Below are 24,780 nucleotides of genomic sequence, written 5' to 3'. Positions count from 1 at the left end.
CCCGGCAGATCGGGGTATCAACATATCTGGCGTTGACTTTTGGCACGCTGTTGAGTTCTCAAGGAACGGACGCTTCCTTCGAAACCATCTCACTGGCTTCTCCGGGCGCTTCCCTTTCGGTGTCTCCGACTCTATCAGATCGTTCCCCGGTCCGTTTCCGGCCCGAATTCCGAATCCGACTTTCCCCTGTCGGCGGGGCGCCTTCCGGCTGGCCCTTACTTTAGAGGATTTCCCCGCCAGGCTCAAAATCGAGCCTTTCGCAGAACAATTCGGCATGCCGAAAAGACCCCTGCGAAGGAGAGTCGTACTGAAGTAAGAGTTTCCGCCGGAGTGGCGGGAGAGCCGCCACGGAACCACTACAGCTCCCTGGCAACCCGGGGAACCTTACGGACCGGTGTCCAGGGTGTCAACTCGGGGTGAGAGGGACGTCAACCGCTGTGCGGTGGACGTCAGGCGCCCAGTTCTCGGCTACGGTCGCGGGCTGCCTCGATGGCGTCGATGAAGGCCGCGCGGACGCGGTGGTTCTCCAGTTCGCGGATCGCGTTGATGGTGGTGCCGCCGGGTGAGGTGACGTTCTCGCGGAGGGTCACGGGGTGTTCGCCGCTGTCGCGGAGCATCGTGGCGGCGCCGACGGCGGCCTGGACGATCAGTTCGTGTGCCTTGTCCCGGGGGAGGCCGAGCTGGATGCCGGCGTCGGTCATGGCCTCGACGAGGAAGAAGAAGTAGGCGGGTCCCGAACCGGAGAGCGCGGTCGCGGCGTCCTGCTGGCTCTCCGGGAGGCGGAGGGTCTTGCCGACTCCGCCGAAGATCTCGTCCGCGAGGGCGAGGTGGGTCTCGGTGGCGTGGACTCCGGGGGAGATGACGGACATGGCCTCGTCCACCAGGGCCGGGGTGTTGGCCATGACGCGGATGACCGGGGTCCCCTCGGGGAGCCGCTGCTCGATGAAACCCGTGGTGATGCCCGCTGCGCCGCTGATGACCAGGCGGCCGGCGGGGACGTGCGGGGTCAGCTCGTCGAGGAGGGCTGCCATGTCCTGGGGCTTGGGGGTGAGGATCAGGGTGTCGGCGCTCTTGGCGGCCTCGGCGTTGGGGACCGGCTCGACGCCGTAGCGCTCGCGCAGTTCGGCGGCGCGCTCGGGGCGGCGGGCGGTGACCAGGAGCCGGGAAGGGGACCAGCCGCCCCGGAGCATGCCGGAGAGCAGGGCCTCACCGATCTTGCCGGTGCCGAGGACGGCGACTTTCTGGGGGGTCATGGGGTGGTTCACCTCGTGCGTCATGGGGTGGGCGCTGGCCGTTGTACTGGTGGCTGCCCATCCTCGCACCGGGGCCCTGGCGTACGGAGGGGTGTGCCCGCCGGTCCGGGGCGCGCGTACGCCTCCCATGTCCGTACGTCCCTCATGTCCGTACGTCCCTCATGCCGTGCGGCGGCGGAGGGTGGCGGCGCCGAGGGTGAGGACGAGGAGGGCGCTGCCGGCGACGACGGCGAGGTCGCGGTAGAAGTCGCCGGTGGCGTGCGGGTGGTGGAGGACCTCGGTCATGCCGTCCACGGCGTAGGACATGGGCAGCGCGTTGGAGAGGCCCTCCAGGACGGGCTGCATGCTGTCCCGGGGTGCGAACAGGCCGCAGAGCAGGATCTGCGGAAAGATGATCGCGGGCATGAACTGGACGACCTGGAACTCGGAGGCGGCGAACGCCGAGACGAACAGGCCGAGCGCCGTGCCCAGCAGCGCGTCGAGCAGCGCGATCAGGAGCAGCAGCCAGGGCGAGCCGGCGATGTCGAGGTCGAGGAGCCAGATGGCGACGCCCGTGGCGAGGGATGCCTGGACGATCGCCAGGAGGCCGAAGGCCAGGGCGTAGCCCAGGATCAGGTCGGCCTTGCCCAGCGGCAGGGACAGCAGGCGCTCCAGGGTGCCGGAGGTGCGCTCGCGCAAGGTGGCGATGGAGGTGACCAGGAACATCGTCACCAGCGGGAAGATGCCCAGCAGGGAGGCGCCGATGCTGTCGAAGGCGTGGGGGTCGGCGTCGAAGACGTAGTGGAGCAGGACGAGCAGCAGTACCGGGACGAGCAGCAGCAGCGCGATGGTGCGGGGATCGTGGCTGAGCTGGCGCAGCACCCGGCGGGCGGTGGCCAGCGTGCGGGCCGGGCTCATGAGGGATGCGGGCGCGTGGGCGGCCGGGGCGGGGGTGCCGGGCCGCTGCTGGGGAGTGGTGGCGGTCATGGGGGCCTCGTCAGCTGGGGGCGGTGGGCTGGGTGCGGGCGGGGCGGACCAGTTCGAGGAAGGCGTCCTCGATGGTCGCGGTGCCGGTGCGCTCGCGGAGGGTCTGTGGGGTGTCGGCGGCGAGCAGGGTGCCCTCGCGCAGGAGGAGCAGGTGTGCGCAGCGGTCCGCCTCGTCCATGACGTGCGAGGAGATCAGCAGTGTGGTGCCGCGCGCGGCCAGGCGGTGGAAGAGGTTCCACAGGTCTCGGCGCAGTACGGGGTCGAGGCCGACGGTGGGCTCGTCCAGCACCAGCAGTTCGGGGCTGTCCAGCAGCGCGACGGCCAGGGAGACGCGGGAGCGCTGGCCGCCGGAGAGGTTGCCGGTCAGGTCGTCCGCGTGCGAGGTGAGGTCCACATCGGTGAGGGCCCGGGTGACGGCGGCCGGGCGCCGGGCGCGGGGGATGCCGAGGATCGCGGCGTAGTAGCCGAGGTTCTGCCGGGCGGACAGGTCGGCGTAGACGGACGGGGCCTGGGTGACGTAGCCGACGCGGGAGCGCAGCGGGGCGGAGCCGGCGGGGGTGCCGAGAACTTCGAGGGTGCCGGTGACCTTGGCCTGGGTGCCGACGAGGGCGCGGATCAGCGTGGACTTGCCGCTGCCGGAGGGGCCGAGGAGGCCGGTGACGGTGCCGGGGGCCACCTCGAAGGAGAGGCCGTCCAGCACCGTGCGGCTGCCTCGGACGACGGTGAGGCCGACTGCGCGGACGGCGGGGCGGGTGGCCGAGGAGGCCGGGTGGTCCGGTGATCGGTCCGGTGATCGGTCCGGTGATGGGTCCGGCGATGCGTCCCGGGGTCGGTTCGGGGGTGGGTCCGAGGGGCGGTTCGGGAAGGGGTTCGGGGGTGGGTTATTCATCGTGTGATGAATTGTGAATCCGGCGCTGTTGGAGCGTCAAGCAGCGGGGGCGCACGACTGTCGTGCCGACGCCGGTAGGGGGCGCTCACTGGTGGGGCGTACGCGGGGAGTCCGGGGTGCCGGTTGTGCCTCGGCCGTGCCTCGGCTTCGGTGCGGACGGCCTCGACGCGCCGTACAACCGCCCGGCCTTCGCTGGGCAGGATGGAGTTCAGTTCGCTGTCCGCGGCCCTGGCGAAGGCTCCCGTGGAAGGCGGCCACGGAAGGAGATCCCATGCGTTCCCCGTCCGGATACAGAACGTTCCGACGATTCGGGCGAGCGGCCCCGCGTGCCGCCCTCCGTTCCGACTTTCTCGCCTCGCTCGTCGTCTTTCTCGTGGCGCTGCCGCTGTGTGTGGGCGTCGCCGTCGCCTCGGGGGTGCCGCCGGAGCTGGGGCTGGCGACGGGGATCGTCGGCGGGCTGGTGGCCGGGCTGCTGCCGGGGTCCAGCCTTCAGGTGAGCGGGCCCGCCGCGGGGCTGACGGTGCTCGTCTACGAGGCCGTACAGGCGTACGGGCTCTCGGTGCTCGGCGTGCTGGTGCTGATGGCGGGCGTGCTCCAGATGACGATGGGGGCGCTGCGGCTGGGGCGGTGGTTCCGGGCGATCTCGGTCGCCGTGGTGCAGGGGATGCTGGCGGGCATCGGGCTCGTCCTCGTCGCGGGGCAGGTGTACGGGCTGGCGGACGCGCGGGCGCCGGAGGACGGGCTGGGCAAGCTGCGGGGGCTGCCCGGACTGGTGCGGGAGGTCCTCGGTTCCGCGGAGACCCTCGTCGCGCTGGCGGTCGGCGCCGGGACGGTGCTGGTGCTGGTGGTGTGGCCACGGCTGCGGGGCGTCGCGCGGCTGGCTCCGGCGCCGCTGGTCGCGGTGGGGCTGGCGGCCGGGGTCGTGGGGGTGTGGGAGTTACCGGTGACGCGGATCGAGGTGCGGGGGCTCGTGGGGGCGCTCCAGCCGCCGGGCGGCGCCGACTTCGCACGGCTGATCGAGGTGGGGGTGCTGGGCACGGTGCTGGCCTTCACGCTGATCGCGTCGGCCGAGTCCCTGTTCAGCGCGGCGGCGGTCGATCGTATGCACGACGGCACCCGCACCGACTACGACAAGGAGCTGATGGCGCAGGGGGCGGGCAACGCGGTGTGCGGGGTGCTGGGCGCGCTGCCGATGACGGCCGTGATCGTCCGCAGCTCGGCGAACGTCCGGGCGGGGGCGCGGACCAAGCTGTCGCGGGTGCTGCACAGCGTGTGGCTGCTGGTGTTCGTGGTGCTGCTCCCGCAGGTGCTCGGGCTGATACCGGTGGCCGCGCTGGCGGGGGTGCTGGTGTACGCGGGCTGGCAGCTGCTTCCCCTGCGGGAGTTCGCCACGCTCTGGCGTGAACACCGGGGCGAGGCGGTGGTGTTGACGGCCACCGCCGTATCCGTGGTGTTGACGAACCTCTTCGAGGGAGTGCTGCTCGGGCTGCTGCTGGCGGTGGTCAAGAGCGCGTGGGAGACCTCGCATGTGCATCTGGAGATCGAGGAAACGGGTGGGGAAGCGGGCGGGGAGGGGGAGCCTCGGGAGAGCGGGGCTCCGGTCCCGGACAGGGCCCCGGGGGACGCTCCGTTACGGGTTCGCGTCGTCGGCAACGCGACGTTCCTGCGGCTGCCCAAGCTCTTGGACCAGCTCGCCGAACTGCCCCGCGACCGCCCGGTGGTGCTCGACCTGTCGGGGTTACGGCACCTGGACCTGGCCTGCCGTACCGCGCTGGAGGGCTGGGCCGTGGAGGCGGAGTACGCGGGGAGGGCGGAGGCGGGGCTGGAGGGTGCCGGGCTGCTGGAGGGCACGGTCGGGAAGTGAGCGGCTCGGCGCCAGGCGGGGCGTGGTGTGGGCCGCCTGCCCGACCGCGTTCGACCGGCCTGGCTGCCTTCGCCGGTCCGACCGCGTTCGCCGACCCGGGCTGTGTGCGTCGGCCCGTTCCCGTCCGGCCGTGGTGGCGGGACGGGAGCGGGCCGGGGTGAGCAGACGGGGTGCGGGGCGGCGCGGGGCGGGGCCGTGGCAGGCGTCAGACCTTCTGGAGCTTTCGCGCCTCCCCCGTCCGCGGCGCCCCCGCGCCGGCGCCTTCGTAACCGTCACCGTCACCGACCCCGCTCTCGCCGTCGTCCCGGGTGGCGGCGGCCCGGCCGAGTCGGCTGGGCCACCAGATGCGGGCTCCGATGTCGAGTGCGAGGGAGGGGACCAGCACCGTGCGGACCAGGAAGGTGTCCAGCAGGACACCGATGCCGACCAGCACGCCCATCTGCGCCATGGTCACCAGCGGCATGGTCGCGAACACGGCGAAGGTCGCGGCCAGCACGATCCCGGCGGAAGTGATCACGCCGCCGGTCGAGGTCAGGCCGGTCAGGACACCCTTGGTGTGGCCCTGGCGCAGGGTCTCCTCGCGGACGCGGGTCATCAGGAAGATGTTGTAGTCGATGCCCAGCGCCACCAGGAAGACGAAGCCCATCAGCGGGATGGAGTGGTCGATTCCGGCGAAGCCCAGCAGGTGGGTGAAGAGGAGGTTCGAGGCGCCCAGCGCGCCGAAGAAGGACAGCACCACCGTCGCGAGCAGCAGCACCGGGGCGAGCAGGGAGCGCAGCAGCCACACCAGGACGAGCAGGACGACGCCGAGCACGATCGGGATGACCGTCCGCAGGTCGCGGCCGGCCGCGTGTGCGGTGTCCAGCGATTCGGCCGTCGTACCGCCCACCAGCGCGTCGGCGCCGTCGATCCGGTGAACCGCGGCGCGCAGCCCGGCGATGGTGTCCTTGGCCGCTTCGCTGTCCGGGGCGTGCTGGAGGACGACGGACAGCGAGGTCAGCGCGGCGTCGGGGGTGCGGTCCTCGGCCCTGACCGACTCGACACCGGCCACGCCGAGGGCCGCCTTCCGGGTGGCGTCCCGCGCGCCGGTCCTCACCACGATGGTGGCCGGGTCGGAGGAGCCGGAGGGGTAGTGCGCGGCCAACTTCTCCTGCGCGAGGACGGACTCGGGCTTGTCCTGGTACATCTCCTCCTGGGTGAGGCCCATGGTGATGCCGGTGGCGCTGAGTGCCAATACCGCCGTCATGCCGACCGACATCAGCCAGGACCAGCGCGGACGGCGCACCAGCAGGCCGCCGATACGGGACCAGACGGTGCGGGCCGTGCGCGGCTGGGTGCCGTACCGGGGGACGAAGGGCCAGAAGACCCAGCGCCCGGTGGCCACCAGCAGCGCGGGCAGCGCGGTGATCATCGCCAGCAGGGCGCAGACGACGCCGACGGCGCCGACCAGCCCCAGCGAGCGCGAGGAGTTGATGTCGGCGAAGGCCAGGCAGGCCAGGCCGATGGCGATGGTGCCCGCCGAGGCGACGATGGCCGGGCCCGAGCGGCGCAGCGCGACCCGCATGGCCTCGTGCCGGTCCTCGTGGCGGTGCAGTTCCTCGCGGTAGCGGGCGATCAGCAGCAGGGCGTAGTCGGTGCCGACGCCGAAGACGAGCACCATGAGGATGCCGCTGCTCTGCGGATCGACGGGCAGGGACGCGTACTTGGCCAGCGCGTAGGTGGCGACCTGGGTGAGGACGGCGGCGAAGCCGACCGACAGGACCGGGAAGAGCCACAGCAGCGGGCTGCGGTAGGTGATCAGGAGCAGCAGGGTGACGACGGCGCCGGTGGCCAGCATCAGGGTCGAGTCGAGCGTGTCGAAGACCTTGACGCTGTCGATCAGGGAGCCGGCCGGCCCGCCGACCTCGACGTCGAGTCCGGGAGGCGCGTTGGCCCCCGCGACGGTGCGGATCTCCTCCAGTGCGTCGCCGAGCCCGTCCTCCCCGGAGGCGAGCGGGGCGACGACCATCAGGGCCTTGCCGTCCTCCGCGGGCACGGGCCCGCTGATCTTCTCGCCCTTGGCGGCGTGCGCGGCGAACTCCGCGCGGTCGGCGCGCGCCTTCGCGACATCGGCCTGGGTCGTACGGGCGTCGTCCCGGGAGTAGACGACGACCGCCGGCATGATCTCGTCCTTGCCGCGGAACTTCTCCAACTGGGTGTTGACCTGCGCGGATTCGGCGCCGCGCGGCAGGAAGGAGTTGGGGCCGCTGTCCTCCACCTCGCCGAGCTTTCCGGCCAGCGGGCCGAGAGCCAGGGCGAGGAGCAGCCAGACGGCGAGGACCAGCCATTTGGTGCGGCTGCCGCCGGGGGCGGTGGCCAGGCGGCGCAGCGCGTGGCGGCGCCGCCCGGCCGGGAGCCGGGAGAAGGCGGGCATGGGTAATCTCCTGTGGTGTGAGTGCGGGTCGCGCGAGGGGTTCGCGGAAAGGTTCGCGCTCATGAGTACGGCCGGGAGTTGCCGCTCCCGGCCGTACGAGCGCCGAGGACGCCGGTGGCGCCGGTTATGCCGGTGCCGTCTGTGGCGTTGGTGACGTCTGCGTGTTGGTGATGTATGCGGGGTGTTGGTGATGTCCCTGACGTCGGTGTCGTCGGTGTCGTCTGTGGCGTCTGTGGCGTCCATGGCGCCTGTGACGCCTATGACGCCCCTCGTCAGCGCTCCGGGGTCATTCGATCTCGCGCATCATCTTTTCCATCGACGCGATCGACTGGCGTGCCTGCGTCAGCTCTTCGATACTGCGGCGGTGCAACTCCACGTTGTCCTCAAGGAGTTGCGCGTACTTCTCCGCCAGGTTCTTGTACTGCTGTTCGCGGGCCGCCACCATCCGGGAGCGCCATGTGGCGGCGAGTTGCCAGACGATGACGATGAGCAGGACGAAGATGCCGCCGGTCCCGAGCGCCGCCGCCCAGACTCCCGCCGCGTCGGTGCCGCCGGCGGCGACTAGCTGCTCGTTCACTGGGCTCCCTCTTTCTCGTCTTGACGGGGCGCGTCCGCGTTGTGCCGGGGCGCGTCCGGGCCGATACGGGCCGCGTCCGCGTCCTGGTCGGTGAGGCCGGCCGCCGCGCGGGCGATGGCCTCGGGGGTCAACGCGTAGGCGAACGGCGCCACCTCGAAGAACTTCATGGCCTTGCCGCTGTCCGACAGCTCCAGCGTCCCCACGACGAGTCCGGCCGCCTCCAGCCGCTGGAGGTGCATATGGAGCAGCGGACGACTCATCCCGATGTCGCGGGCGAGCCTGCTGACGTAGTTACGGCCCTGGGAGAGCGCCGCGACGATCCGCATGCGGTGCGGGTTGCCCAACGCCGCCAGGATCTTCAGCAGTTCGTCTCCTGTCGGGGTCTCGATCGCGCTCACCGCGACCCCTCTCTCTTGGGTGTAAGGAGAATCTGACACGTGACTGACCAGGCTGTCGAGGCAGACGGGCCCATGTCCGGGACAGCTCAGGGATCCCCCTGATACGGGGTGGGGAGACCCCCGGACACGGCTACGGGAGGGCCCGGATCGGGGTACGGAGGAGTCTCGGATCGGGGTACGGAAGGGGCCCGGCCCTGGGCGCCCGCGCCCCGTTTCCGCCGCGCCTCGCGCGTCCGCCGTGCCCCGGGCCCGCCGCGCCCCCGCGTCAGCCGCGCTGGGCCCGGTCGTACACCCGCTTGGCCGCGGCCCCCAGTACCTCGACCCGCGTTGCGGTCGGCGTCAGGGAATCCAGCGAGGCGTTGACCGAGACGAGGACGCCCTTGCCGCTGGCCTGTGGGTCCGCTCTCCGCAAGAGGGGGGAGACCGCCTGTTCGGTTGCGTTGTCCACAGCCTGTGACACACGACGTGCGAGTCGGGCGGGCTAGCTCTTCCGACTGTTCTTCTTCGCGTTCTTCGCGTTCTTCCCGCCGGAGCTGCCGTGCCCGCCGCCGCTCGCGCGCCGGCCGGCCGGATTCCTCGTACGTGCGGTGCGCAGGCGCTCGTGCCGGGCGCGGGCCTCCTCGTACTCGGCCCGGCGCAGCTTCTCCCCCGGTGCCTCCACGCAGCTGCGCAGCGCGTAGGCGAGCAGGACGCCGATGAACCCGATGAGCCGGATGCTGTGCATCGAGGACTCGGTCGCGGCCTCGCGTGCGTCGGGGCGGCGGCCGTAGAAGGTGAGGGTGCGGGAGAACGCCATCGCGCTGCACGCCGCGAACGCGACGACCAGCAAGATCGTCGCCCAGCTGCCGATGTCGGCGAGCGCCACGCCCTGGTAGGCGAAGCGCAGCACGAACGCTCCGGCGACCGCCGCCAACAGCGCGGCGAGGGCCAGACCCGTACGGCGCAGCAGGTAGCCGCCGGAGTGGTCCACCCAGGTGGTGCCGTAGAAGCGGATCGGCTCGGGTTCGGGTTCGCTGGGGGTCTTCGGGCTCTCTCGCACGTTTCGATTATGACGCGCCCCCGGGTACCGCCGGCTGGGGCGGTACCCGGGGGCGGGGCCACGGCCCTTCGGGCCGCATCGGATGGGGTCGGCCTGTCAGCGGGTCGGCGCGGGTCAGCGCTCCAGCAAGGTCACATCGCGCACCGCGCCCCGGTCCGCGCTGGTGGCCATGGCCGCGTAGGCGCGCAGCGCGGTGGAGACCTTGCGTTCGCGGGCCGTCGGCGCGTACCGGCCGCCGAGGGCCTCGCGGCGCGCGGCCAGGGTCTCCTCGGGCACGTCCAGGCGCAGCTGCCGGTCGGGGATGTCGATGACGACGCTGTCCCCGTCCTCGACCAGCGCGATGGTGCCGCCGGAGGCCGCCTCGGGGGACATGTGGCCGATGGACAGGCCGGAGGTGCCGCCGGAGAAGCGGCCGTCGGTGATCAGCGCGCACGCCTTGCCCAGACCCCGGCCCTTGAGGAACGAGGTGGGGTAGAGCATCTCCTGCATGCCGGGGCCGCCCTTGGGGCCCTCGTAGCGGATGACGACGACGTCGCCCTCCTTGACCGTCTTGTCGAGGATCTTCTGGACGGCGTCCTCCTGCGACTCGCACACCACGGCGGGTCCGGTGAAGGTCAGGATCGACTCGTCCACGCCGGCGGTCTTCACGACGCAGCCGTTCTCGGCGAGGTTTCCGTACAGCACGGCCAGGCCGCCCTGCGCGGAGTAGGCGTGTTCGACGTCGCGGATGCAGCCGCCCGCGGCGTCGGTGTCCAGGGACTCCCACCGCTCGGACTGCGAGAACGCCTCGGCGGAGCGGACGCAGCCGGGCGCCGCGTGGAACATCTCCACCGCCTCGGCGGAGGGCGAGCCGCCGCGGATGTCCCAGGTCTTGATCCACTCGGCCATGGAGTCGGCGTGGACGGTGTGCACGTCCTCGTTCAGCAGCCCGCCCCGGTACAGCTCGCCCAGGATGGCGGGGATGCCGCCGGCGCGGTGCACGTCCTCCATGTAGTACGTGCCGCCGGGTGCGACGTTGGGCGCGACCTTGGCCAGGCAGGGCAGCTTGCGCGAGAGCTGGTCGATGTCCTTCATCGTGAAGTCCAGCTCGGCCTCCTGCGCCGCCGCCAGCAGGTGCAGGATCGTGTTGGTGGAGCCGCCCATGGCGATGTCGAGGGCCATGGCGTTCTCGAACGCGGCGCGCGAGCCGACGTTGCGCGGCAGCACGGTCTCGTCGTCCTGCTCGTAGTAGCGCTTGGCGATATCGACGACCGTGCGGCCCGCCGTCTCGTACAGCTCCTTGCGCGCCGTGTGGGTGGCCAGCACGGAGCCGTTGCCGGGCAGGGCCAGGCCGATGGCCTCGGTCAGGCAGTTCATCGAGTTGGCGGTGAACATGCCGGAACAGGAGCCACAGGTCGGACAGGCGTTCTCCTCGATGCGGAGGATGTCCTCGTCGGAGACCTTGTCGTTGGCGGCCTCGGACATCGCGTCGATCAGGTCCAGCTTGCGGACCGTGCCGTTCACCAGCGTCGCGCGGCCGGCCTCCATGGGGCCGCCGGAGACGAAGACGGTGGGGATGTTGAGCCGCATGGCGGCCATCAGCATCCCGGGCGTGATCTTGTCGCAGTTGGAGATGCAGATCAGCGCGTCCGCGCAGTGCGCCTCGGTCATGTACTCGACCGAGTCGGCGATCAGGTCGCGGGAGGGCAGCGAGTAGAGCATGCCGCCGTGGCCCATCGCGATGCCGTCGTCCACGGCGATGGTGTTGAACTCGCGCGGAATGCCGCCCGCCGCCTTGACCGCCTCGCTGACGATGCGGCCCACGGGCTGGAGGTGGGTGTGCCCCGGCACGAACTCGGTGAAGCTGTTGGCCACCGCGATGATCGGCTTGCCGAAGTCCTCACGCGCTACGCCCGACGCCTGCATAAGGGCGCGAGCCCCTGCCATGTTGCGTCCGTGGGTGACGGTGCGGGACCTCAGCTCGGGCATGGCTGCCTCTCCCTTGGTGCGTGCGGCCGTGCTCCGGTGGACCGGCCGCTGCGGTACGTAGAAGTTTCCGAGGGTACGCCTCGGGCTCAGGATCCGGACATCGAGTCCGGATCCTGGACGAACCCGCCGGGCGTTTCCTGACCGCGTCCGCCGGACGTTTCCCGGCCGGACCCACCGGGCCGTTCCTGACCGGACCCGCCAGACGCTTTGCGGCCGGACCCACCGGACGTTCCCTGGCTGAACGCGCCGTGCGGGCGCGGGCCCGTCAGATGGTGCTGCACCACCGGCCCCAGCCTGCTGACCAGCTCAGCGACCGGCTCCGAGGCCACCGGCTCGATACGGATGACGTAGCGCAGCAGCGCGGCGCCGACCATCTGAGCCGCTGCCAGGGTCACCCGCAGCTCGGCGTCCGGGCCCTCCAGCTCGCCCGCGACACGGGCGAGCAGGTTGCGGGTCAGCAGGCGGCGGAAGACCGCGGCGGCCCGCTCGTTGTTCACCGCCGAGCGCACGATGGCCAGCATCGGTTCGCGGGTGGCCGGGTCCTCCCAGATCCGGAAGAACCCCCCGACGACCCGTGCCCCCAGCTCCTCGCGGGGACCGGCGGCGAAGACGGCGTCGGGGACGGCGACCGCGGGGGCGAAGGCGGCCTCGATGGCGGCGGCGAACACTTGTTCCTTCGTACCGAAGTAGTGGTGCACCAGCGCGGCATCCACCCCGGCGCCGCGCGCGATGGCCCGTACGGATGCCTTGTCGTAGCCGCGCTCGGCGAACTCGCCGCGCGCCGAGGCCAGGATCCGCTCCCGCGCACCGGGCCCGCCCGCCCCGGCCTGCCGCGCGGGACGGCCGCGCTTGCGGGGCTCTGGGGAGGCGGGCTCGTCCTGGCTCCGCTTCACGCGTCTCTCCGGCCACCGCCGTGGCCACCGCGCTCGCCCTGCCCACCGTGTCCGACGGGGCCGACGTGCCCCATGGGGCCGCCGTGCCCGCCGGGGGCGCCGTGGCCGGCGCCGCTGCCCGGGGCCGTCAGGCCCGTCGCCAGGTGCAGCCGGGCGTACGCCAGGGCCTCGGACAGGTCCTCCTCGCGCTCGGCGGCCGACATGGCACGCCGCGTGTTGACCTCCACGACCACATGCCCGTCGAACCCGCGCCGCCCCAGCCGCTCCAGCAGCTCCGCGCACGGCTGCGAGCCGCGCCCTGGCACCAGGTGCTCGTCCTTGCCGGATCCTGAGCCGTCGGCCATGTGGACGTGGCCGAGCCGGTCGCCCATCCGGTCCACCATGGCCAGGGTGTCGGTGCGGGAGGTCGCGGTGTGCGAGAGGTCGATCGTGAAGTGCCGGTAGTCGTTCCGGGTGGGGTCCCAGTCGGGCGCGTAGGCGAGCATCTCGCGGTCCCGGTAGCGCCAGGGGTACATGTTCTCGACGGCGAAGCGCACGTCCGTCTCCTCGGCCATGCGCCACACTCCCCGCTCGAATTCGCGGGCGTACGAGCGCTGCCAGCGGAAGGGCGGGTGCACCACGACCGTGGAGGCGCCCAGCGTCTCGGCCGCTGCCCTGGCCCGCACGAGCTTGGTCCACGGATCCGTGGACCAGACACGCTGCGTGATGAGCAGGCACGGTGCGTGGATGGCGAGTACGGGGACGCCGTGGAAGTCGGAGAGCCTGCGCAGGGCCTCCACATCCTGGCTGACCGGGTCGGTCCAGACCATGACCTCGACGCCGTCGTAGCCCAGCCGCCCGGCGATCTCGAAGGCCGCCGCCGTCGATTCCGGGTACACGGACGCCGTCGACAGCGCGACCTTCGCCTTGGGAACGCGCACAGTTTCCTTGCCCACCCCAGCCACACTAGGACGCCGGACGTGGTGCTCGCCCCTGGCCCCGCTCCCCGGCCCGGCACGGGAGCCGCCGGGCCGCGGCGGATCCCGGCGAAGAGTCCGGCCCCCTCACGCGGCCCGCAGGCGGTCCAGGCGGCGCAGGATGATGCCCTCCCGCAGGGCCCAGGGGCAGATCTCCAGTGCCTCGACGCCGAACAGGTCCATGACGCCCTCGGCGACCAGCGCGCCCGCCACCAGCTGGTGGGCGCGCCCCTCGGAGACGCCGGGCAGCGCGGCCCGCTCCTCGGCGGGCATCGCCGCCAGCTTCGGCACCCACTCCTCCAGGGACTCCCTGCTCAGCTCCCGCTGCACGTACAGGCCCTCGCCGGAGCGGGGCGCGCCCGCGATCCGGGCGAGCTGCTTGAAGGTCTTGGAGGTGCCGACGATGTGGTCCGGCGGGTTGAAACGGTTGAACTCCCCCACCGTCCGGGCGATTTCGGCGCGTACGTGCCGCCGCAGCGCCCGCACGTCCCCCTGGTCCGGCGGGTCGCCCGGCAGCCAGCCCGAGGTGAGCCGGCCCGCGCCCAGCGGCAGCGAGACCGCGGCGTCCGGCTCCTCGTCCAGGCCGTAGGCCACCTCCAGCGAGCCGCCGCCGATGTCCAGGACCAGCAGCCGGCCGGCCGACCAGCCGAACCAGCGGCGCACGGCGAGGAACGTCAGCCGCGCCTCGTCCGCACCCGAGAGCACCTCCAGCTTGACGCCGGTCTCCTGCGCGAGGCGGGCCAGTACGTGCTCGGCGTTGCTCGCCTCGCGGACGGCGGAGGTCGCGAAGGGCAGCAGCGCCTCGACGCCCTTGTCCTCGGAGACCTCCATCGCGTGGGTGAGCGTGGCGGCGATCCGACCGATGCCCTCCTCGCTGATCGCGCCCTGGGCGTCGAGGAGTTCGGCGAGCTTCAGCGTCGCCTTGTGCGAATACGCGGGCAGCGGGCGCGCACCGGGGTGCGCGTCCACCACGAGCAGGTGGACCGTGTTCGAGCCCACATCCAGGACACCGAGTCTCATAGCCAGCACGCTAACCCGCTTTACGGCGGGGCGTGGGCGCGAGGCAGACGGCGAGCAGACGCGAAACGGTCCGGCGGACGTGCCTCAGGTGGGGGACGCGGGGCAGGAGCGGCTGACGGGGGCGGGCGCCCGGGGCCCGTACGCTGGTCGCGTGGGTAAGACGAAAGCGGCGAAGCATAAGAAGCAGGACGGCCCCGGAGGTCCGGAGGAGGTTCCGGCACCCCGGGCACGCGATGAGGAGGTCGGCCTCGACTTCACTCGCGCATGGGTGGAATTCCCCGACCCCGCCGACGACGAACAGGTCTTCCGCTGCGACCTGACCTGGCTGACCTCCCGCTGGAACTGCATCTTCGGCCAGGGCTGCCAGGGCATCACCGAGGGCCGCCCCTCCGACGGATGCTGCACGCTGGGCGCGCACTTCTCCGACGAGGACGACGAGAAGCGCGTCGCCGCACATGTGGCGAGGCTCACCCCGGAGACCTGGCAGTTCCACGACGTGGGCACCGGGCCGCGCGGCTGGGCCGAGGTCAACGACGACGGCGAGCGGCAGACCCGGCGCTGGAAGGGCGCCTGCATCTTCAACAACCGCGCGGGGTTCGAAGGCGGCGCCGGGTGCGCCCTGCACACCCTCGCGCTGCGCGAGGGCCGCGAGCCCCTGGAGACCAAGCCGGACGTGTGCTGGCAAGTGCCGGTGCGGCGCACCTACGAGTGGGTGGAGCGGCCGGACGGCGAAGAGGTGCTGTACGTCTCGATCGGCGAGTACGACCGGCGCGGGTGGGGCTCCGGGGGGCACGACCTGCACTGGTGGTGCACGTCGGCGCCGTCGGCGCACGGCGCGGGCAAGGCGGTGTACGAGTCGTACCGGCCCGAGCTGATCGAGCTGATGGGCGAGGCCGGCTACGAGCAGCTCGCCCGGCTCTGTGAGCAGCGGCTCGCCTCCCAGCTGCCCCTGGTGGCTCCGCACCCCGCCGACTGAGCGCGCCGCCGCCGCTGACTCGGGGCGGTCGGCGGCGGGAGAGATCAGCACGGGCGACAGATCGCGACGGGCGACAGATCAGGACGGGGCCGGAGCCGGGGCCGGGGAGTGGGTCTCGGCAGGGGGCGATGGCGCGGGCGCGGTCTCCGGCTGCGTGGTGGCCGGCGGGGGCGGCGTCGGCGGGCGGGAAGGAGACCCCGTCAACGTGATGACCGCTAGCGCGGGATCGACCCGGACCCGCGCCGTCCACGGGGCGGCGGGCTCGCGGGCGTGGTCCACCAGGACACGGACCGCCGCGCTCTCCCCCGGCCGCAGCGTCCCGCCCGTACGGCTGAGGACGAGCCAGGGCGCGTCCGGCGACGCCGACCAGCGCACGGGGGCGCCGCCGGTGGCGGTGAGCGTGAGGAAGGAGCCGTCACCCAGCGGCTGGGCCTCGACGGTGAGGCGGCCGGGCCCTTTGCCGGAGCGCCGCGTGCCGCCCGGGCTCTCGACCTCGACGCCGACGCCCCCGCTCGCACTCGCGCCCGCACCGGCTTCGGACCTGATCTCGGCACCGCTGGCGGCTCCGGCTTCGGACCTGATCTCGGCACCGCTGGCGGCTCCGGCTCCGGGCCCGACTCCAGCTTCGACTCCGGCTCCGGCTCCGGCAGCGCCCGAACGCCGCCCCGCCTCCTGGGTCCTGGCGCCGGATCCGCCGCCGCGCCCCGCTCTCTCGGACGGGGGGCCGTCCAGGCTGTCGAGCCCGGTGGGGCCCGAATCCCCGCCCTTCTCCCGGTTCTTCTCGACGGCGGAGACGGAACGGTCCGCCGGGGACTCCCCGCCCCCGCCGCGGTAGGCGGCCCACAGCGCCAGGACGGGCGCCGCCAGCACCGTGGCGACGACGGTGGTCGCCAGGGCCTTGCTGCGCAGCCGGTCACGGCGCGCGGCGCGGCACTTGTCGTCGAGCGGGAAGCCCGCACGGTCGAAGCGGGGGGCGCGCTGGGCCCGCGCCCGGCGGGCCAGCGCGGCGGCGGCGCGCACCGCCGGGACGGGCGCCTCCAGCATCACGAGCGACCCGGCGACCGGCGCCGTACCGGGCCAGGAGACCCCGGCCATGGCGCGCTCGGCGGCACGGCGGCACTGCCCGCACCCGTCCACATGCCACACCAGCTCACGGCGCAGGGCGGTGCCGAGCAGCAGACGGTCATCACCGGCGAGGCGCGAGACGGCCGGGCAGCCGCCGGACTCGACGACACACAGCGCCGCGCGGGTGCGTTCGACCTCGCAGGCGGCGTGCGAGAGGAGGTCTTCGGCGGCCTCGGGGACGAGCGAGAGCACGGCCGCGATCTCCTCGGCCGGGAGCCCGTGGCGTACGGACAGCTCCAGGGCCTCGCGCTGCTCGGGTGACGTACCGGCGGCCTCCGGCCAGGCGAGCGCGGCCAGTTCCCGCCGCCGACGGGCCCGGTCCGCCCCGGTGGCCGACGGGGCGGCGGAACGGCGAGGGGAGGGAGGCGCGGCGGGGGTGGCGGACGCGGAAGGCGCTGGAGGCGCGAAGGGGCCGTCCCGCAAAGGACTCCGCGGCAACGGGCCGCCGCCCCGTGCACGGCGCGGGGCCGGGCCGCGCTCCCCCGCGCCACCCCCCTCGGTGGCCGACTCGCGTCCGGCCGCACCCGACTCGCGGCCATGCGGGCCCGATGCGCGCTCCCTCGCTCTCTGCTCGCTCAGCCGACGCGAACAGGCCCAGCGTGCCAGGGCATAGAGCCAGGGGCGGTGCGCTTCGGCCGCGGCGGGTGCCCGGCCGCGCGAGCGCTGCCGCTCGGCGAGAGCGAGCGTCTCGCCCACGGCCGCGATCGCGGCCTCGTGCTCGCACATCACCGACAGGCAGTAGGTGAACAGACCGTCCAGATAGGGCTCGTCGCACCGGGTGATGCTCTCCGCCTCGGGGGCAGAGGCGCCCGCCGCTTCGGGGGCATCCTCCGCTTCGGGGGCGCACTCGGCTTCGCGGGGCGTCGACCGGCTCACCGGACGCGCTGGGGGTGCGCCGGTGGTGTTCGTGGGGTGCTCGCGCCTGCTCGTCATCACCCGGCGACGGTAGGCGGATGATGGCGCTTTACTGGACCCGCAGGCATGGGATTACCTCCTTTGGGTGACGTTCTCCTTCAAAAGGGGACATGCGCCCCGGGTTTGACGACGGCGGAAGCGGTAAAGGGCGCGCAGGGGGCGCATACCCGGGGGGCGACCGACGGCGCGCGGCCGGACTGTCGGCAGGCGCCTATACGGTGGCCGTCATGGCGACCCGTAAGACCTCCGCGAAGGACCGCCCCACCTATCGCTGCACCGAGTGCGGCTGGCAGACGGCCAAGTGGCTCGGCCGCTGCCCGGAATGCCACGCCTGGGGCACCGTCGAGGAGGCGGGCGGCGCCCCCGCCGTGCGGACCACGGCGCCTGGGAGAGTGGCGGTCTCCGCGCTGCCCATCGGCCAGGTCGATGGCAGGCAGGCCACCGCGCGGGAGACCGGCGTACCGGAGCTGGACCGGGTGCTGGGCGGCGGTCTGGTGCCCGGCGCCGTGGTATTGCTCGCCGGCGAGCCCGGCGTGGGGAAGTCCACGCTGCTGCTGGACGTGGCCGCCAAAGCGGCGAGCGGCGATCACCGCACGCTGTATGTGACCGGCGAGGAGTCGGCCGGGCAGGTGCGGCTGCGCGCCGACCGCATCGGGGCGATCAGCGACCACCTCTACCTCACGGCCGAGACCGACCTGTCAGCCGTGCTCGGACACCTGGACGAGGTCAAGCCGACGCTGCTGGTGCTCGATTCGGTGCAGACAGTCGCCTCGCCGGAGATCGACGGCGCACCCGGCGGCGTCGCACAGGTCCGCGAAGTAGCGGGCGCGCTGATCCGCGCGTCCAAGGAACGCGGCATGTCCACGCTCCTGGTCGGCCACGTCACCAAGGACGGCTCCATCGCGGGCCCGCGCCTGCTGGAGCACCTCGTGGACGTGGTGCTCAACTTCGAGGGCGACAGACATGCCCGGCTGCGCCTGGTGCGCGGGGTGAAGAACCGCTACGGGACGACGGACGAGGTCGGCTGCTTCGAGCTGCACGACGAGGGCATCACGGGCCTGGCCGACCCCTCGGGCCTCTTCCTCACCCGCCGCGCCGAACCGGTGCCCGGCACCTGTCTGACCGTGACGCTGGAAGGGCGCCGCCCGCTGGTCGCCGAGGTGCAGGCGCTCACCGTGGACAGCCAGATCCCCTCCCCCCGCCGGACCACCTCGGGGCTGGAGACGTCCCGGGTGTCGATGATGCTGGCGGTGCTGGAGCAGCGCGGCCGGATCAGCGCCCTGGGCAAGCGCGACATCTACAGCGCGACGGTGGGCGGGGTGAAGCTCTCCGAACCCGCCGCCGACCTGGCGGTGGCGCTCGCCCTGGCCAGCGCCGCGAGTGACACACCGCTGCCCAAGAACCTGGTGGCGATAGGGGAGGTCGGCCTCGCGGGCGAGGTCCGCCGGGTCACGGGCGTCCAGCGGCGGCTGGCGGAGGCGGCCAGACTCGGCTTCACCCACGCGCTGGTGCCCGCCGACCCGGGCCGGATCCCCGAGGGCATGCGGGTGCTGGAGGTGGCGGACATAGGAGAGGCCCTCAGCGTGCTTCCGGCCCGCCCCGCCCGACCGGACCGCCCGGCCCGCGCCGATTGACCGCCCGGCCCGGACGAGTTGACCGACCGGCCGCATGAAGCGAGCGACCGGCCGGCACGGATCGAACGGCGCCGCCGGTAGCCACCCCGCCCGGCCGGACCCGCTGCGGCTGGGCCGGGCCGCCGCATACGGTGGGTGAGGCGCGGCGGGGCCCTCACGGGGGCGCCGGTAGACTTTGCCCGGTCTCGACCGACCGCGCGCGCCCCCGGGGCCGTGTACGGCGCCACGGGGGAATGCGGCCACGGCTCCCGGTGAGGTGGCGACGTCCAGTGACGTGGCAACGTCCGGTGACGTGCGCGGCGTCCCGAGGTGTGTGCGACGTCCCCGAGGCGGGTGCGGCATCCGCGGACGTGGCGACGTGGTCGAGGAAATGCCGACAGGCACCCGCACGACCGAAGGAGTGCAGTGGCAGCCAACGACCGGGCAGCGGTCCCCGGCAGGACCGAGGGAGCGTCCGGCCTGATGCGCGCCTCGCTGAGCGCGGTCGCGCCGGGCACAGCTCTGCGCGACGGGCTGGAGCGCGTACTGCGGGGGAACACCGGCGGTCTCATCGTCCTCGGCATGGACAAGACGGTCGAGGCGCTGTGCACCGGCGGCTTCGTCCTGGACGTGGACTTCAGCGCGACCCGGCTGCGCGAGCTGTGCAAGCTGGATGGCGCGCTCATCCTGGACGGCGACATCTCCAAGATCGTCCGAGCCGGTGTGCAGCTCGTCCCCGACGCCTCCATCGACACCGAGGAGACGGGCACCCGGCACCGCACGGCCCAGCGCGTCTCGATCCAGACCGGCTTCCCGGTCGTCTCCGTCAGCCAGTCCATGCGGCTGATCGCCCTCTATGTCGAGGGTCAGCGGCGGGTCCTGGAGGACTCCGCCGCGATCCTCTCCCGCGCCAACCAGGCACTGGCCACCCTGGAGCGCTACAAGCTGCGGCTCGACGAGGTCGCCGGCACGCTCTCGGCGCTGGAGATCGAGGACCTGGTGACCGTCCGCGATGTCACGGCCGTCGCCCAGCGGCTGGAGATGGTACGCAGAATCGCCACCGAGATCGCCGAGTACGTGGTGGAACTGGGCACCGACGGGCGGCTGCTCTCGCTCCAGCTGGACGAGCTGATCGCGGGCGTGGAGCCCGAGCGCGAGCTGGTCGTGCGGGACTACGCGCCGCAGACGGGAGGTTCGGGCCGCCGCGTGCGCACCGTGCCGGAGGCGCTCAGCGAGCTGGACCGGCTCACCCACACGGAACTGCTGGAACTCCCCACGGTGGCACGGGCGCTGGGCTACAGCGGGGCGCCTGAGACGCTGGATTCCGCCGTCTCACCGCGCGGATTCCGGCTGCTGGCGAAGGTGCCGAGGCTGCCGGGAACCGTCATCGACCGGCTGGTGGACCACTTCGGCGGGCTGCAGAAGCTGCTCGCCGCGAGCGTGGACGACCTCCAGGCGGTGGACGGCGTCGGCGAGGCCCGCGCCCGCTCCGTCCGCGAGGGCCTCTCCCGCCTGGCCGAGTCCTCGATCCTCGAGCGCTACGTCTGAGCACCCCTGGACTCTCCGTCTGGGCGCCCCTGGACTCTCCCGGGGCCCGTGCCGGGTCTGACGTACGGGACCTCTTGAACGTTTCCCGGGTCGGCGCCGCCCGGGCAACCGTCCGCGCGGCTCCGCGAGGTGCTTCGGGCGGAGCGGGGGCGGGCTACTTCACGAGCTTGAAGGTCGTGTGGACCTTCTTCAGGCCCTTGACCTTGACCTCGATCTCGTAGGTGCCCGGCTTCGGCGAATCGAAGGTCGGCGTACCGCAGTTGGCGGCGCTCGCCTTGCGGAACCAGGTGAGCGTGTGGACCGACTCGCCGTGCGCCGGAACCTGGCGCAGCATCGCCTTCTTGTTCGGCGGGCAGTCGTCGGAGGCCCAGAACTTCGCGTCGTCGGGGTTGGTGATCGTGACGATCGTCGCGGTACGGCCCAAGTCGATCTTGCAGTGGCCGCCCCGCTTGTTGACGACCTTCAGCTCGAACTTCGGCTTCTCGCCGGGCCCGTACTCCGTCTCGACGCTGCGCAGCTTCAGCTTCACGTCGGACTCCGCGCAGTTCGCGAGGCTCGGGGAGGCCGGGAGAGCGGCCTTGCCGCCGCCGGAGCCGCCCGAGCTGTCAGAGCCCCCGGAGCCGCCGGAGGCACCCGCGTCCGAACCGCCCCCGGCCGCACCGCTGCCGGGTCCGGTGCCCCAGCCGGTGCCGCCCGAGGAGGACTGGTCGTCGTCGCCCGCGCCGGACGAGGAGCCCGACCCGCCCGAGCCCTCGGAGCCGCCGTTCTCCTCGTCGCGCCCGCCGGGGCGCTGGCTGTTGACGGGGCCCGAATCGGTGGGGCCCGGAGTGATCGTGCTGGCTGGGCCGTTGCCCTTGCCGCCCTTGCCCTCGTCGCGGGAGCTGTTGTCGCCGTCGCCGGAGAACAGCACCCAGCTGACGACGAGGACCAGCAGCGCGAGGACGACAAGAGCAACTGCCCTCCGTCGCCAGTAGATGGAGGAGGGAAGCGGCCCGATCGGATTGCGCAGAGATCCCACGCGGAAACCTTACGAGACATCAGGGGCGGCACAGGCCGGTACCCGCCGCAGGGAACGCGAATTGTTGTGATGAGCGCCAGTCGGAACGCACCCTGCGGCACGACTCGTGACGATCCGTGAGGACTCAATTCCGCTTCGTGTGTTTTGCGAGGTAACGCCGTGCACAAGCTTTCGTGCCGCGTGTGCGTTTTTCGGATGAGGAGTGCCGTGCCAGGATCGGTCGTGCCATGACTGCGACCACCGAGACCTCCCCAGCCGCTTCGGCCGGCGCCGCACCCGAGCGCACAGCCGACGCAGAAGCCGTCGATCCCGCGCTGCGCGAGACCGCGCGCGCCCTCCACTCCCCCGTCGTCGACTGGTTCGCCGCACACGCCCGCGACCTCCCCTGGCGCCGCCCGGAGGCGGGTGCGTGGGGCGTCATGGTCAGCGAGTTCATGCTTCAGCAGACTCCCGTCAACCGGGTACTGCCGGTGTACGAGGAGTGGATGGAGCGCTGGCCGCGACCCGCCGACCTGGCCGCCGAGGCGCCCGGTGAAGCCGTCCGCGCGTGGGGCCGCCTCGGCTACCCGCGCCGCGCGCTGCGCCTGCACGGCGCAGCGAAGGCCATAGCGGAACGCCACAAGGGCGAGGTGCCCGTCGAGCACGCCCAGTTGCTGGCGCTGCCCGGCGTCGGGGAGTACACGGCGGCTGCCGTCGTCTCCTTCGCCTACGGCAAACGGCACGCGGTACTCGACACCAATGTGCGCCGCGTCTTCGCACGAGCGGTCAGTGGGCAGCAGTATCCGCCCAACGCGACCACGGCGGCCGAACGGAAGCTCGCCCGCATGCTGTTGCCCGAGGACGAGGCCACCGCCTCGCGCTGGGCGGCGGCGACGATGGAACTGGGCGCGCTCGTCTGCACCGCGCGCAGCCCCGCGTGCACGCGCTGCCCGATCGCGGCGCAGTGCGCCTGGCAGTTGGCGGGTGCCCCCGAACATCAGGGCCCCGCCCGCCGCACCCAGTCCTACGCGGGCACCGACCGCCAGGTGCGGGGCCGGCTGCTGGCCGTCCTGCGCGCCGCCAAGGACCCGGTGCCGCAGTCGGACCTGGACCAGGTGTGGCACGAGCCCGTCCAGCGCGCCCGCGCCCTGGACGGCCTGGTGTCCGACGGCCTGGTGGAGCCTCTTGAGGGCAAGCGCTACCGGCTGCCGCTGACCTGAGCCCCGGCACCGGTCTGCGGCGCTCACCGGGGTCCGTGACCTTTGGCCCCGGCCCGGCCCCGCCCCAGGCCACGGCCCCGGCCTCCCGCCCCGGACGTGGGTCCCGCTCCTGGCGTTGGCTCGCCGGGCGGGCGCGAGGGGTCGGTCCGGCACCCGAACCCGGGCTGGGGCCGGGGCGGTCGAGGCGGGAGGCGTCGGGGCGGGAAGCGTCGGGTCAGGCTTTGACGCCGACGGCGGCGTGGTCCTTCTCCGGAGCGTGCCGGGCATCCTCGTCGGCTGTGGCAGCCGTGGGCTCTGCTTCCGTCGCCGCGCCGTCCTCCTCGGAGGAGGCCGATATCTCCTGGGCGGTATCCGGCTGGGCCTTCTGCGCCTCGGCGTCCTTCAAGGGGACCTCCTTGATGAACCACGCCGCGAGGAAGGCGATCAGGGCTATCGCTCCGGCGAGCAGGAAGACACCGTTGCTGCCGCTGGCGACCGCATGCTCGTACGCCTCGCGGACCTTGGCCGGGAGCTTGGCGAGGGAGTCCGCGTCGAGTTGCGCGCCGCCTTCGGTGAGCTTGGCCATGGCCCCGCCGCTCTCCCGTCCTGCCGCCGCCGCGCTCTCCTTCATCGAGTCCTCGACCTTCCCGGAGAAGACCGTGCCCATCAGGGCCACACCGAACGAGCCGCCGATGGTGCGGAAGAGCGTGGTGGTGGAGGAGGCGACGCCCATGTCCTTCAGCTCGACGCTGTTCTGTGCGATCAGCATCGTGAGCTGCATCAGGAAGCCCATGCCGGCGCCGAGCACCGCCATGTAGAGCGCGGAGGTGAGGCGGGAGGTGCCCACGTCCATCTGGGCGAGCAGGAAGAGACCGGCGGGGATGAGCGCACCGCCGATGATGGGGTACACGCGGTACTTCCCGGTCTTGGTGGTGGCGCGGCCGGTGACCACGGACACGATCATCATCGGCAGCAGCACCGGGAGCAGCAGCAGCCCGGAGTTGGTGGCCGAGGCGCCCTGGACGCTCTGCTGGAAGAGCGGCAGGAAGGTCATCGCGCCGAACATCACGAAGCCGAGCAGGAAGCCGATGAGGGTGACCAGCGAGAAGTTGAGGTTCCGGAAGACCCCCAGCGGCAGGATCGGCTCGGCGAACCGGCGCTCCACGATCGGGAAGGCCACCAGTGCCGCTATCGCCAGCGCGGAGATGCCGATGATGGTGGCCGAGTTCCAGTCGTACTCCGTGCCGCCCCAGCTGGTGACGAGCACGGCCGCGGTGATGCCGATGGTCAGCAGTGCGGCACCCAGGTAGTCGATACGGCCCTGGGTCCGCTTCTTGGGCAGGTGCAGCACGCTCGTGATCATCGCGAGGGCGATGGCGCCCAGCGGCAGGTTGATGTAGAACGCCCAGCGCCAGCCGAGGTGATCGGTGAGGGTGCCGCCGACGAGCGGACCGCCGATCATGGCCAGCGACATCACGCCCGCCATCATGCCCATGTACTTGCCCCGCTCACGGGGCGCGATGAGGTCTCCCATGATCGCCATGGCGCCGACCATCAGACCGCCGGCGCCCAGCCCCTGGAGGGCGCGGAAGCCGATGAGCTGGCCCATGGTCTGCGCGGCGCCCGAGGTCATCGAGCCGGCGAGGAAGAGGACTATCGAGGTGAGGAAGACGCCCTTGCGCCCGAACATGTCGCCGAGCTTGCCCCATACCGGGGTCGAGGCCGCCGTGGTCAGGGTGTAGGCCGTCACGACCCACGACAGGTGCTCCAGGCCGCCCAACTCGCCGACGATGGTGGGCATCGCGGTGCCCACGATCATGTTGTCGAGCATCGCGAGCAGGACGGCGATCATCAGGGAGAGGAGGACGAGGCGCACGCTGCGCGGCTTGGGGCCCGCCCCGGCACCGCCCCCCGCCGCGCCGGCCCCGGCGCCTTCTGCGGCGGCCGGTTCGGCCTCCGGCTGTCCGGCGGCCGATTCGACAACCGGCTGTCCGGTGACCCGCCCGGCGGCCGGTTCGGGCTCCGTTCTGGCCTCCGCCTTGTCCTCCGCTTGACCTGTGCTCAACTCACTCTTGTCCATGGCACCCCCCTTGGCCGCCTTTGCCCCGTTTTTCCCGCCACTCGCACTCATGCGCGGCCACTCCCCTTTTGCCCGCCGCTTACTTGCCGCA

The 24,780-nt window shown here is 72.5% G+C and carries 19 protein-coding genes and 1 pseudogene; 5 read left to right on the top strand and 15 right to left on the bottom strand.

Going from position 1 to position 24,780, the window contains the following annotated elements; translation table 11 throughout:
* Positions 1–449 precede the first annotated feature (449 nt).
* The 3 genes from proC to ABD339_RS10235 form a co-directional block, all read right to left on the bottom strand.
* Positions 450–1,253, bottom strand: coding sequence for a pyrroline-5-carboxylate reductase (gene proC, locus ABD339_RS10245; RefSeq protein WP_344564410.1), 804 nt, complete (start codon positions 1,251–1,253; stop codon positions 450–452).
* A 159-nt stretch (positions 1,254–1,412) separates the two neighbouring features.
* A complete protein-coding gene (locus ABD339_RS10240) occupies positions 1,413–2,219 on the bottom strand; it encodes an ABC transporter permease (protein WP_425575943.1) in 807 nt (268 codons plus the stop codon).
* Positions 2,220–2,229: 10 nt separating this feature from the next.
* Positions 2,230–2,919 (bottom strand): ABC transporter ATP-binding protein, encoded by a 690-nt coding sequence (locus tag ABD339_RS10235; protein ID WP_344564408.1) that lies wholly within the window; start codon positions 2,917–2,919, stop codon positions 2,230–2,232.
* Between the two features lie 460 nt (positions 2,920–3,379).
* On the opposite strand from ABD339_RS10235, the gene ABD339_RS10230 reads away from it, so the two are divergent.
* Positions 3,380–4,972 carry a SulP family inorganic anion transporter gene (locus tag ABD339_RS10230; protein WP_344564406.1) on the top strand — a complete coding sequence of 531 codons (1,593 nt, stop codon included), beginning with the start codon at positions 3,380–3,382 and terminating at the stop codon, positions 4,970–4,972.
* Positions 4,973–5,177: 205 nt separating this feature from the next.
* On the opposite strand, the gene ABD339_RS10225 is transcribed toward ABD339_RS10230, so the two are convergent.
* The 9 genes and pseudogenes from ABD339_RS10225 to ABD339_RS10185 form a co-directional block, all read right to left on the bottom strand.
* The gene (locus ABD339_RS10225; RefSeq protein ID WP_344564404.1) at positions 5,178–7,385 is read right to left on the bottom strand and encodes an MMPL family transporter; all 2,208 of its coding nucleotides are present in this window, start codon (positions 7,383–7,385) and stop codon (positions 5,178–5,180) included.
* A 286-nt stretch (positions 7,386–7,671) separates the two neighbouring features.
* The gene (locus tag ABD339_RS10220) at positions 7,672–7,962 is read right to left on the bottom strand and encodes a hypothetical protein (RefSeq protein WP_344564402.1); all 291 of its coding nucleotides are present in this window, start codon (positions 7,960–7,962) and stop codon (positions 7,672–7,674) included.
* Positions 7,959–8,360, bottom strand: coding sequence for an ArsR/SmtB family transcription factor (locus ABD339_RS10215; protein WP_344564400.1), 402 nt, complete (start codon positions 8,358–8,360; stop codon positions 7,959–7,961). The genes ABD339_RS10220 and ABD339_RS10215 overlap by 4 nt, the downstream gene beginning before the upstream one ends.
* 265 nt (positions 8,361–8,625) lie before the next feature.
* Complete coding sequence (locus ABD339_RS10210; RefSeq protein WP_344564398.1) at positions 8,626–8,808, bottom strand: hypothetical protein; 183 nt, start codon at positions 8,806–8,808, stop codon at positions 8,626–8,628.
* A gap of 33 nt (positions 8,809–8,841) precedes the next feature.
* Complete coding sequence (locus tag ABD339_RS10205; RefSeq protein WP_344564396.1) at positions 8,842–9,399, bottom strand: hypothetical protein; 558 nt, start codon at positions 9,397–9,399, stop codon at positions 8,842–8,844.
* Between the two features lie 114 nt (positions 9,400–9,513).
* Complete coding sequence (gene ilvD, locus ABD339_RS10200) at positions 9,514–11,367, bottom strand: dihydroxy-acid dehydratase (RefSeq protein ID WP_344564394.1); 1,854 nt, start codon at positions 11,365–11,367, stop codon at positions 9,514–9,516.
* 257 nt (positions 11,368–11,624) lie between these two features.
* Positions 11,625–12,260: pseudogene (locus ABD339_RS10195) on the bottom strand (TetR/AcrR family transcriptional regulator); the annotation flags it as partial.
* The gene (locus tag ABD339_RS10190) at positions 12,257–13,195 is read right to left on the bottom strand and encodes a sugar phosphate isomerase/epimerase family protein (protein WP_344564392.1); all 939 of its coding nucleotides are present in this window, start codon (positions 13,193–13,195) and stop codon (positions 12,257–12,259) included. The pseudogene ABD339_RS10195 and the gene ABD339_RS10190, both read right to left, overlap by 4 nt.
* Before the next feature lie 108 nt (positions 13,196–13,303).
* Positions 13,304–14,236 (bottom strand): Ppx/GppA family phosphatase, encoded by a 933-nt coding sequence (locus ABD339_RS10185; protein WP_344564390.1) that lies wholly within the window; start codon positions 14,234–14,236, stop codon positions 13,304–13,306.
* A gap of 151 nt (positions 14,237–14,387) precedes the next feature.
* On the opposite strand from ABD339_RS10185, the gene ABD339_RS10180 reads away from it, so the two are divergent.
* A complete protein-coding gene (locus tag ABD339_RS10180; RefSeq protein WP_344564388.1) occupies positions 14,388–15,212 on the top strand; it encodes a DUF3109 family protein in 825 nt (274 codons plus the stop codon).
* A 78-nt stretch (positions 15,213–15,290) separates the two neighbouring features.
* Here ABD339_RS10180 and ABD339_RS10175 read toward each other — a convergent pair whose 3' ends face one another.
* The gene (locus ABD339_RS10175; RefSeq protein WP_344564386.1) at positions 15,291–17,270 is read right to left on the bottom strand and encodes a sigma-70 family RNA polymerase sigma factor; all 1,980 of its coding nucleotides are present in this window, start codon (positions 17,268–17,270) and stop codon (positions 15,291–15,293) included.
* A 209-nt stretch (positions 17,271–17,479) separates the two neighbouring features.
* Here ABD339_RS10175 and radA point away from each other — a divergent pair, with 209 nt between their 5' ends.
* Both radA and disA read left to right on the top strand, forming a co-directional pair.
* Positions 17,480–18,886 carry a DNA repair protein RadA gene (gene radA, locus ABD339_RS10170; RefSeq protein ID WP_344564384.1) on the top strand — a complete coding sequence of 469 codons (1,407 nt, stop codon included), beginning with the start codon at positions 17,480–17,482 and terminating at the stop codon, positions 18,884–18,886.
* A gap of 405 nt (positions 18,887–19,291) precedes the next feature.
* On the top strand, positions 19,292–20,413 hold the full coding sequence (gene disA / locus ABD339_RS10165) for a DNA integrity scanning diadenylate cyclase DisA (protein WP_344564382.1): 1,122 nt from the start codon (positions 19,292–19,294) through the stop codon (positions 20,411–20,413).
* 154 nt (positions 20,414–20,567) lie between these two features.
* Here disA and ABD339_RS10160 read toward each other — a convergent pair whose 3' ends face one another.
* Positions 20,568–21,431: a hypothetical protein gene (locus tag ABD339_RS10160; protein ID WP_344564380.1), complete on the bottom strand. Its 864-nt coding sequence runs from the start codon at positions 21,429–21,431 to the stop codon at positions 20,568–20,570.
* 227 nt (positions 21,432–21,658) lie between these two features.
* Between ABD339_RS10160 and ABD339_RS10155 the strand changes: the two genes are divergently transcribed.
* Positions 21,659–22,630, top strand: coding sequence for an HhH-GPD family protein (locus tag ABD339_RS10155; protein WP_344564378.1), 972 nt, complete (start codon positions 21,659–21,661; stop codon positions 22,628–22,630).
* Positions 22,631–22,844: 214 nt separating this feature from the next.
* Here ABD339_RS10155 and ABD339_RS10150 read toward each other — a convergent pair whose 3' ends face one another.
* A complete protein-coding gene (locus ABD339_RS10150; RefSeq protein WP_344564376.1) occupies positions 22,845–24,689 on the bottom strand; it encodes an MDR family MFS transporter in 1,845 nt (614 codons plus the stop codon).
* Positions 24,690–24,780: the final 91 nt, after the last annotated feature.

The sequence above is a fragment of the Streptomyces axinellae genome (assembly GCF_039532135.1).
Classification (GTDB): Bacteria; Actinomycetota; Actinomycetes; order Streptomycetales; family Streptomycetaceae; genus Streptomyces; species Streptomyces axinellae.
This window is presented reverse-complemented; position numbering and strand designations above follow the sequence as displayed.

Bases quoted from the DNA above. Each gene is read 5' to 3' on its own strand.
- ABD339_RS10230 (WP_344564406.1), top strand. From the start codon at position 3,380: ATGCGTTCCCCGTCCGGATACAGAACGTTCCGACGATTCGGGCGAGCG.
- radA (WP_344564384.1), top strand. From the start codon at position 17,480: ATGGCGACCCGTAAGACCTCCGCGAAGGACCGCCCCACCTATCGCTGC.
- ABD339_RS10150 (WP_344564376.1), bottom strand. From the start codon at position 24,689: ATGGACAAGAGTGAGTTGAGCACAGGTCAAGCGGAGGACAAGGCGGAG.
- ABD339_RS10155 (WP_344564378.1), top strand. From the start codon at position 21,659: ATGACTGCGACCACCGAGACCTCCCCAGCCGCTTCGGCCGGCGCCGCA.
- ABD339_RS10175 (WP_344564386.1), bottom strand. From the start codon at position 17,270: ATGACGAGCAGGCGCGAGCACCCCACGAACACCACCGGCGCACCCCCA.
- ABD339_RS10185 (WP_344564390.1), bottom strand. From the start codon at position 14,236: ATGAGACTCGGTGTCCTGGATGTGGGCTCGAACACGGTCCACCTGCTC.
- ABD339_RS10240 (WP_425575943.1), bottom strand. From the start codon at position 2,219: ATGACCGCCACCACTCCCCAGCAGCGGCCCGGCACCCCCGCCCCGGCC.
- ilvD (WP_344564394.1), bottom strand. From the start codon at position 11,367: ATGCCCGAGCTGAGGTCCCGCACCGTCACCCACGGACGCAACATGGCA.
- proC (WP_344564410.1), bottom strand. From the start codon at position 1,253: ATGACCCCCCAGAAAGTCGCCGTCCTCGGCACCGGCAAGATCGGTGAG.
- ABD339_RS10225 (WP_344564404.1), bottom strand. From the start codon at position 7,385: ATGCCCGCCTTCTCCCGGCTCCCGGCCGGGCGGCGCCGCCACGCGCTG.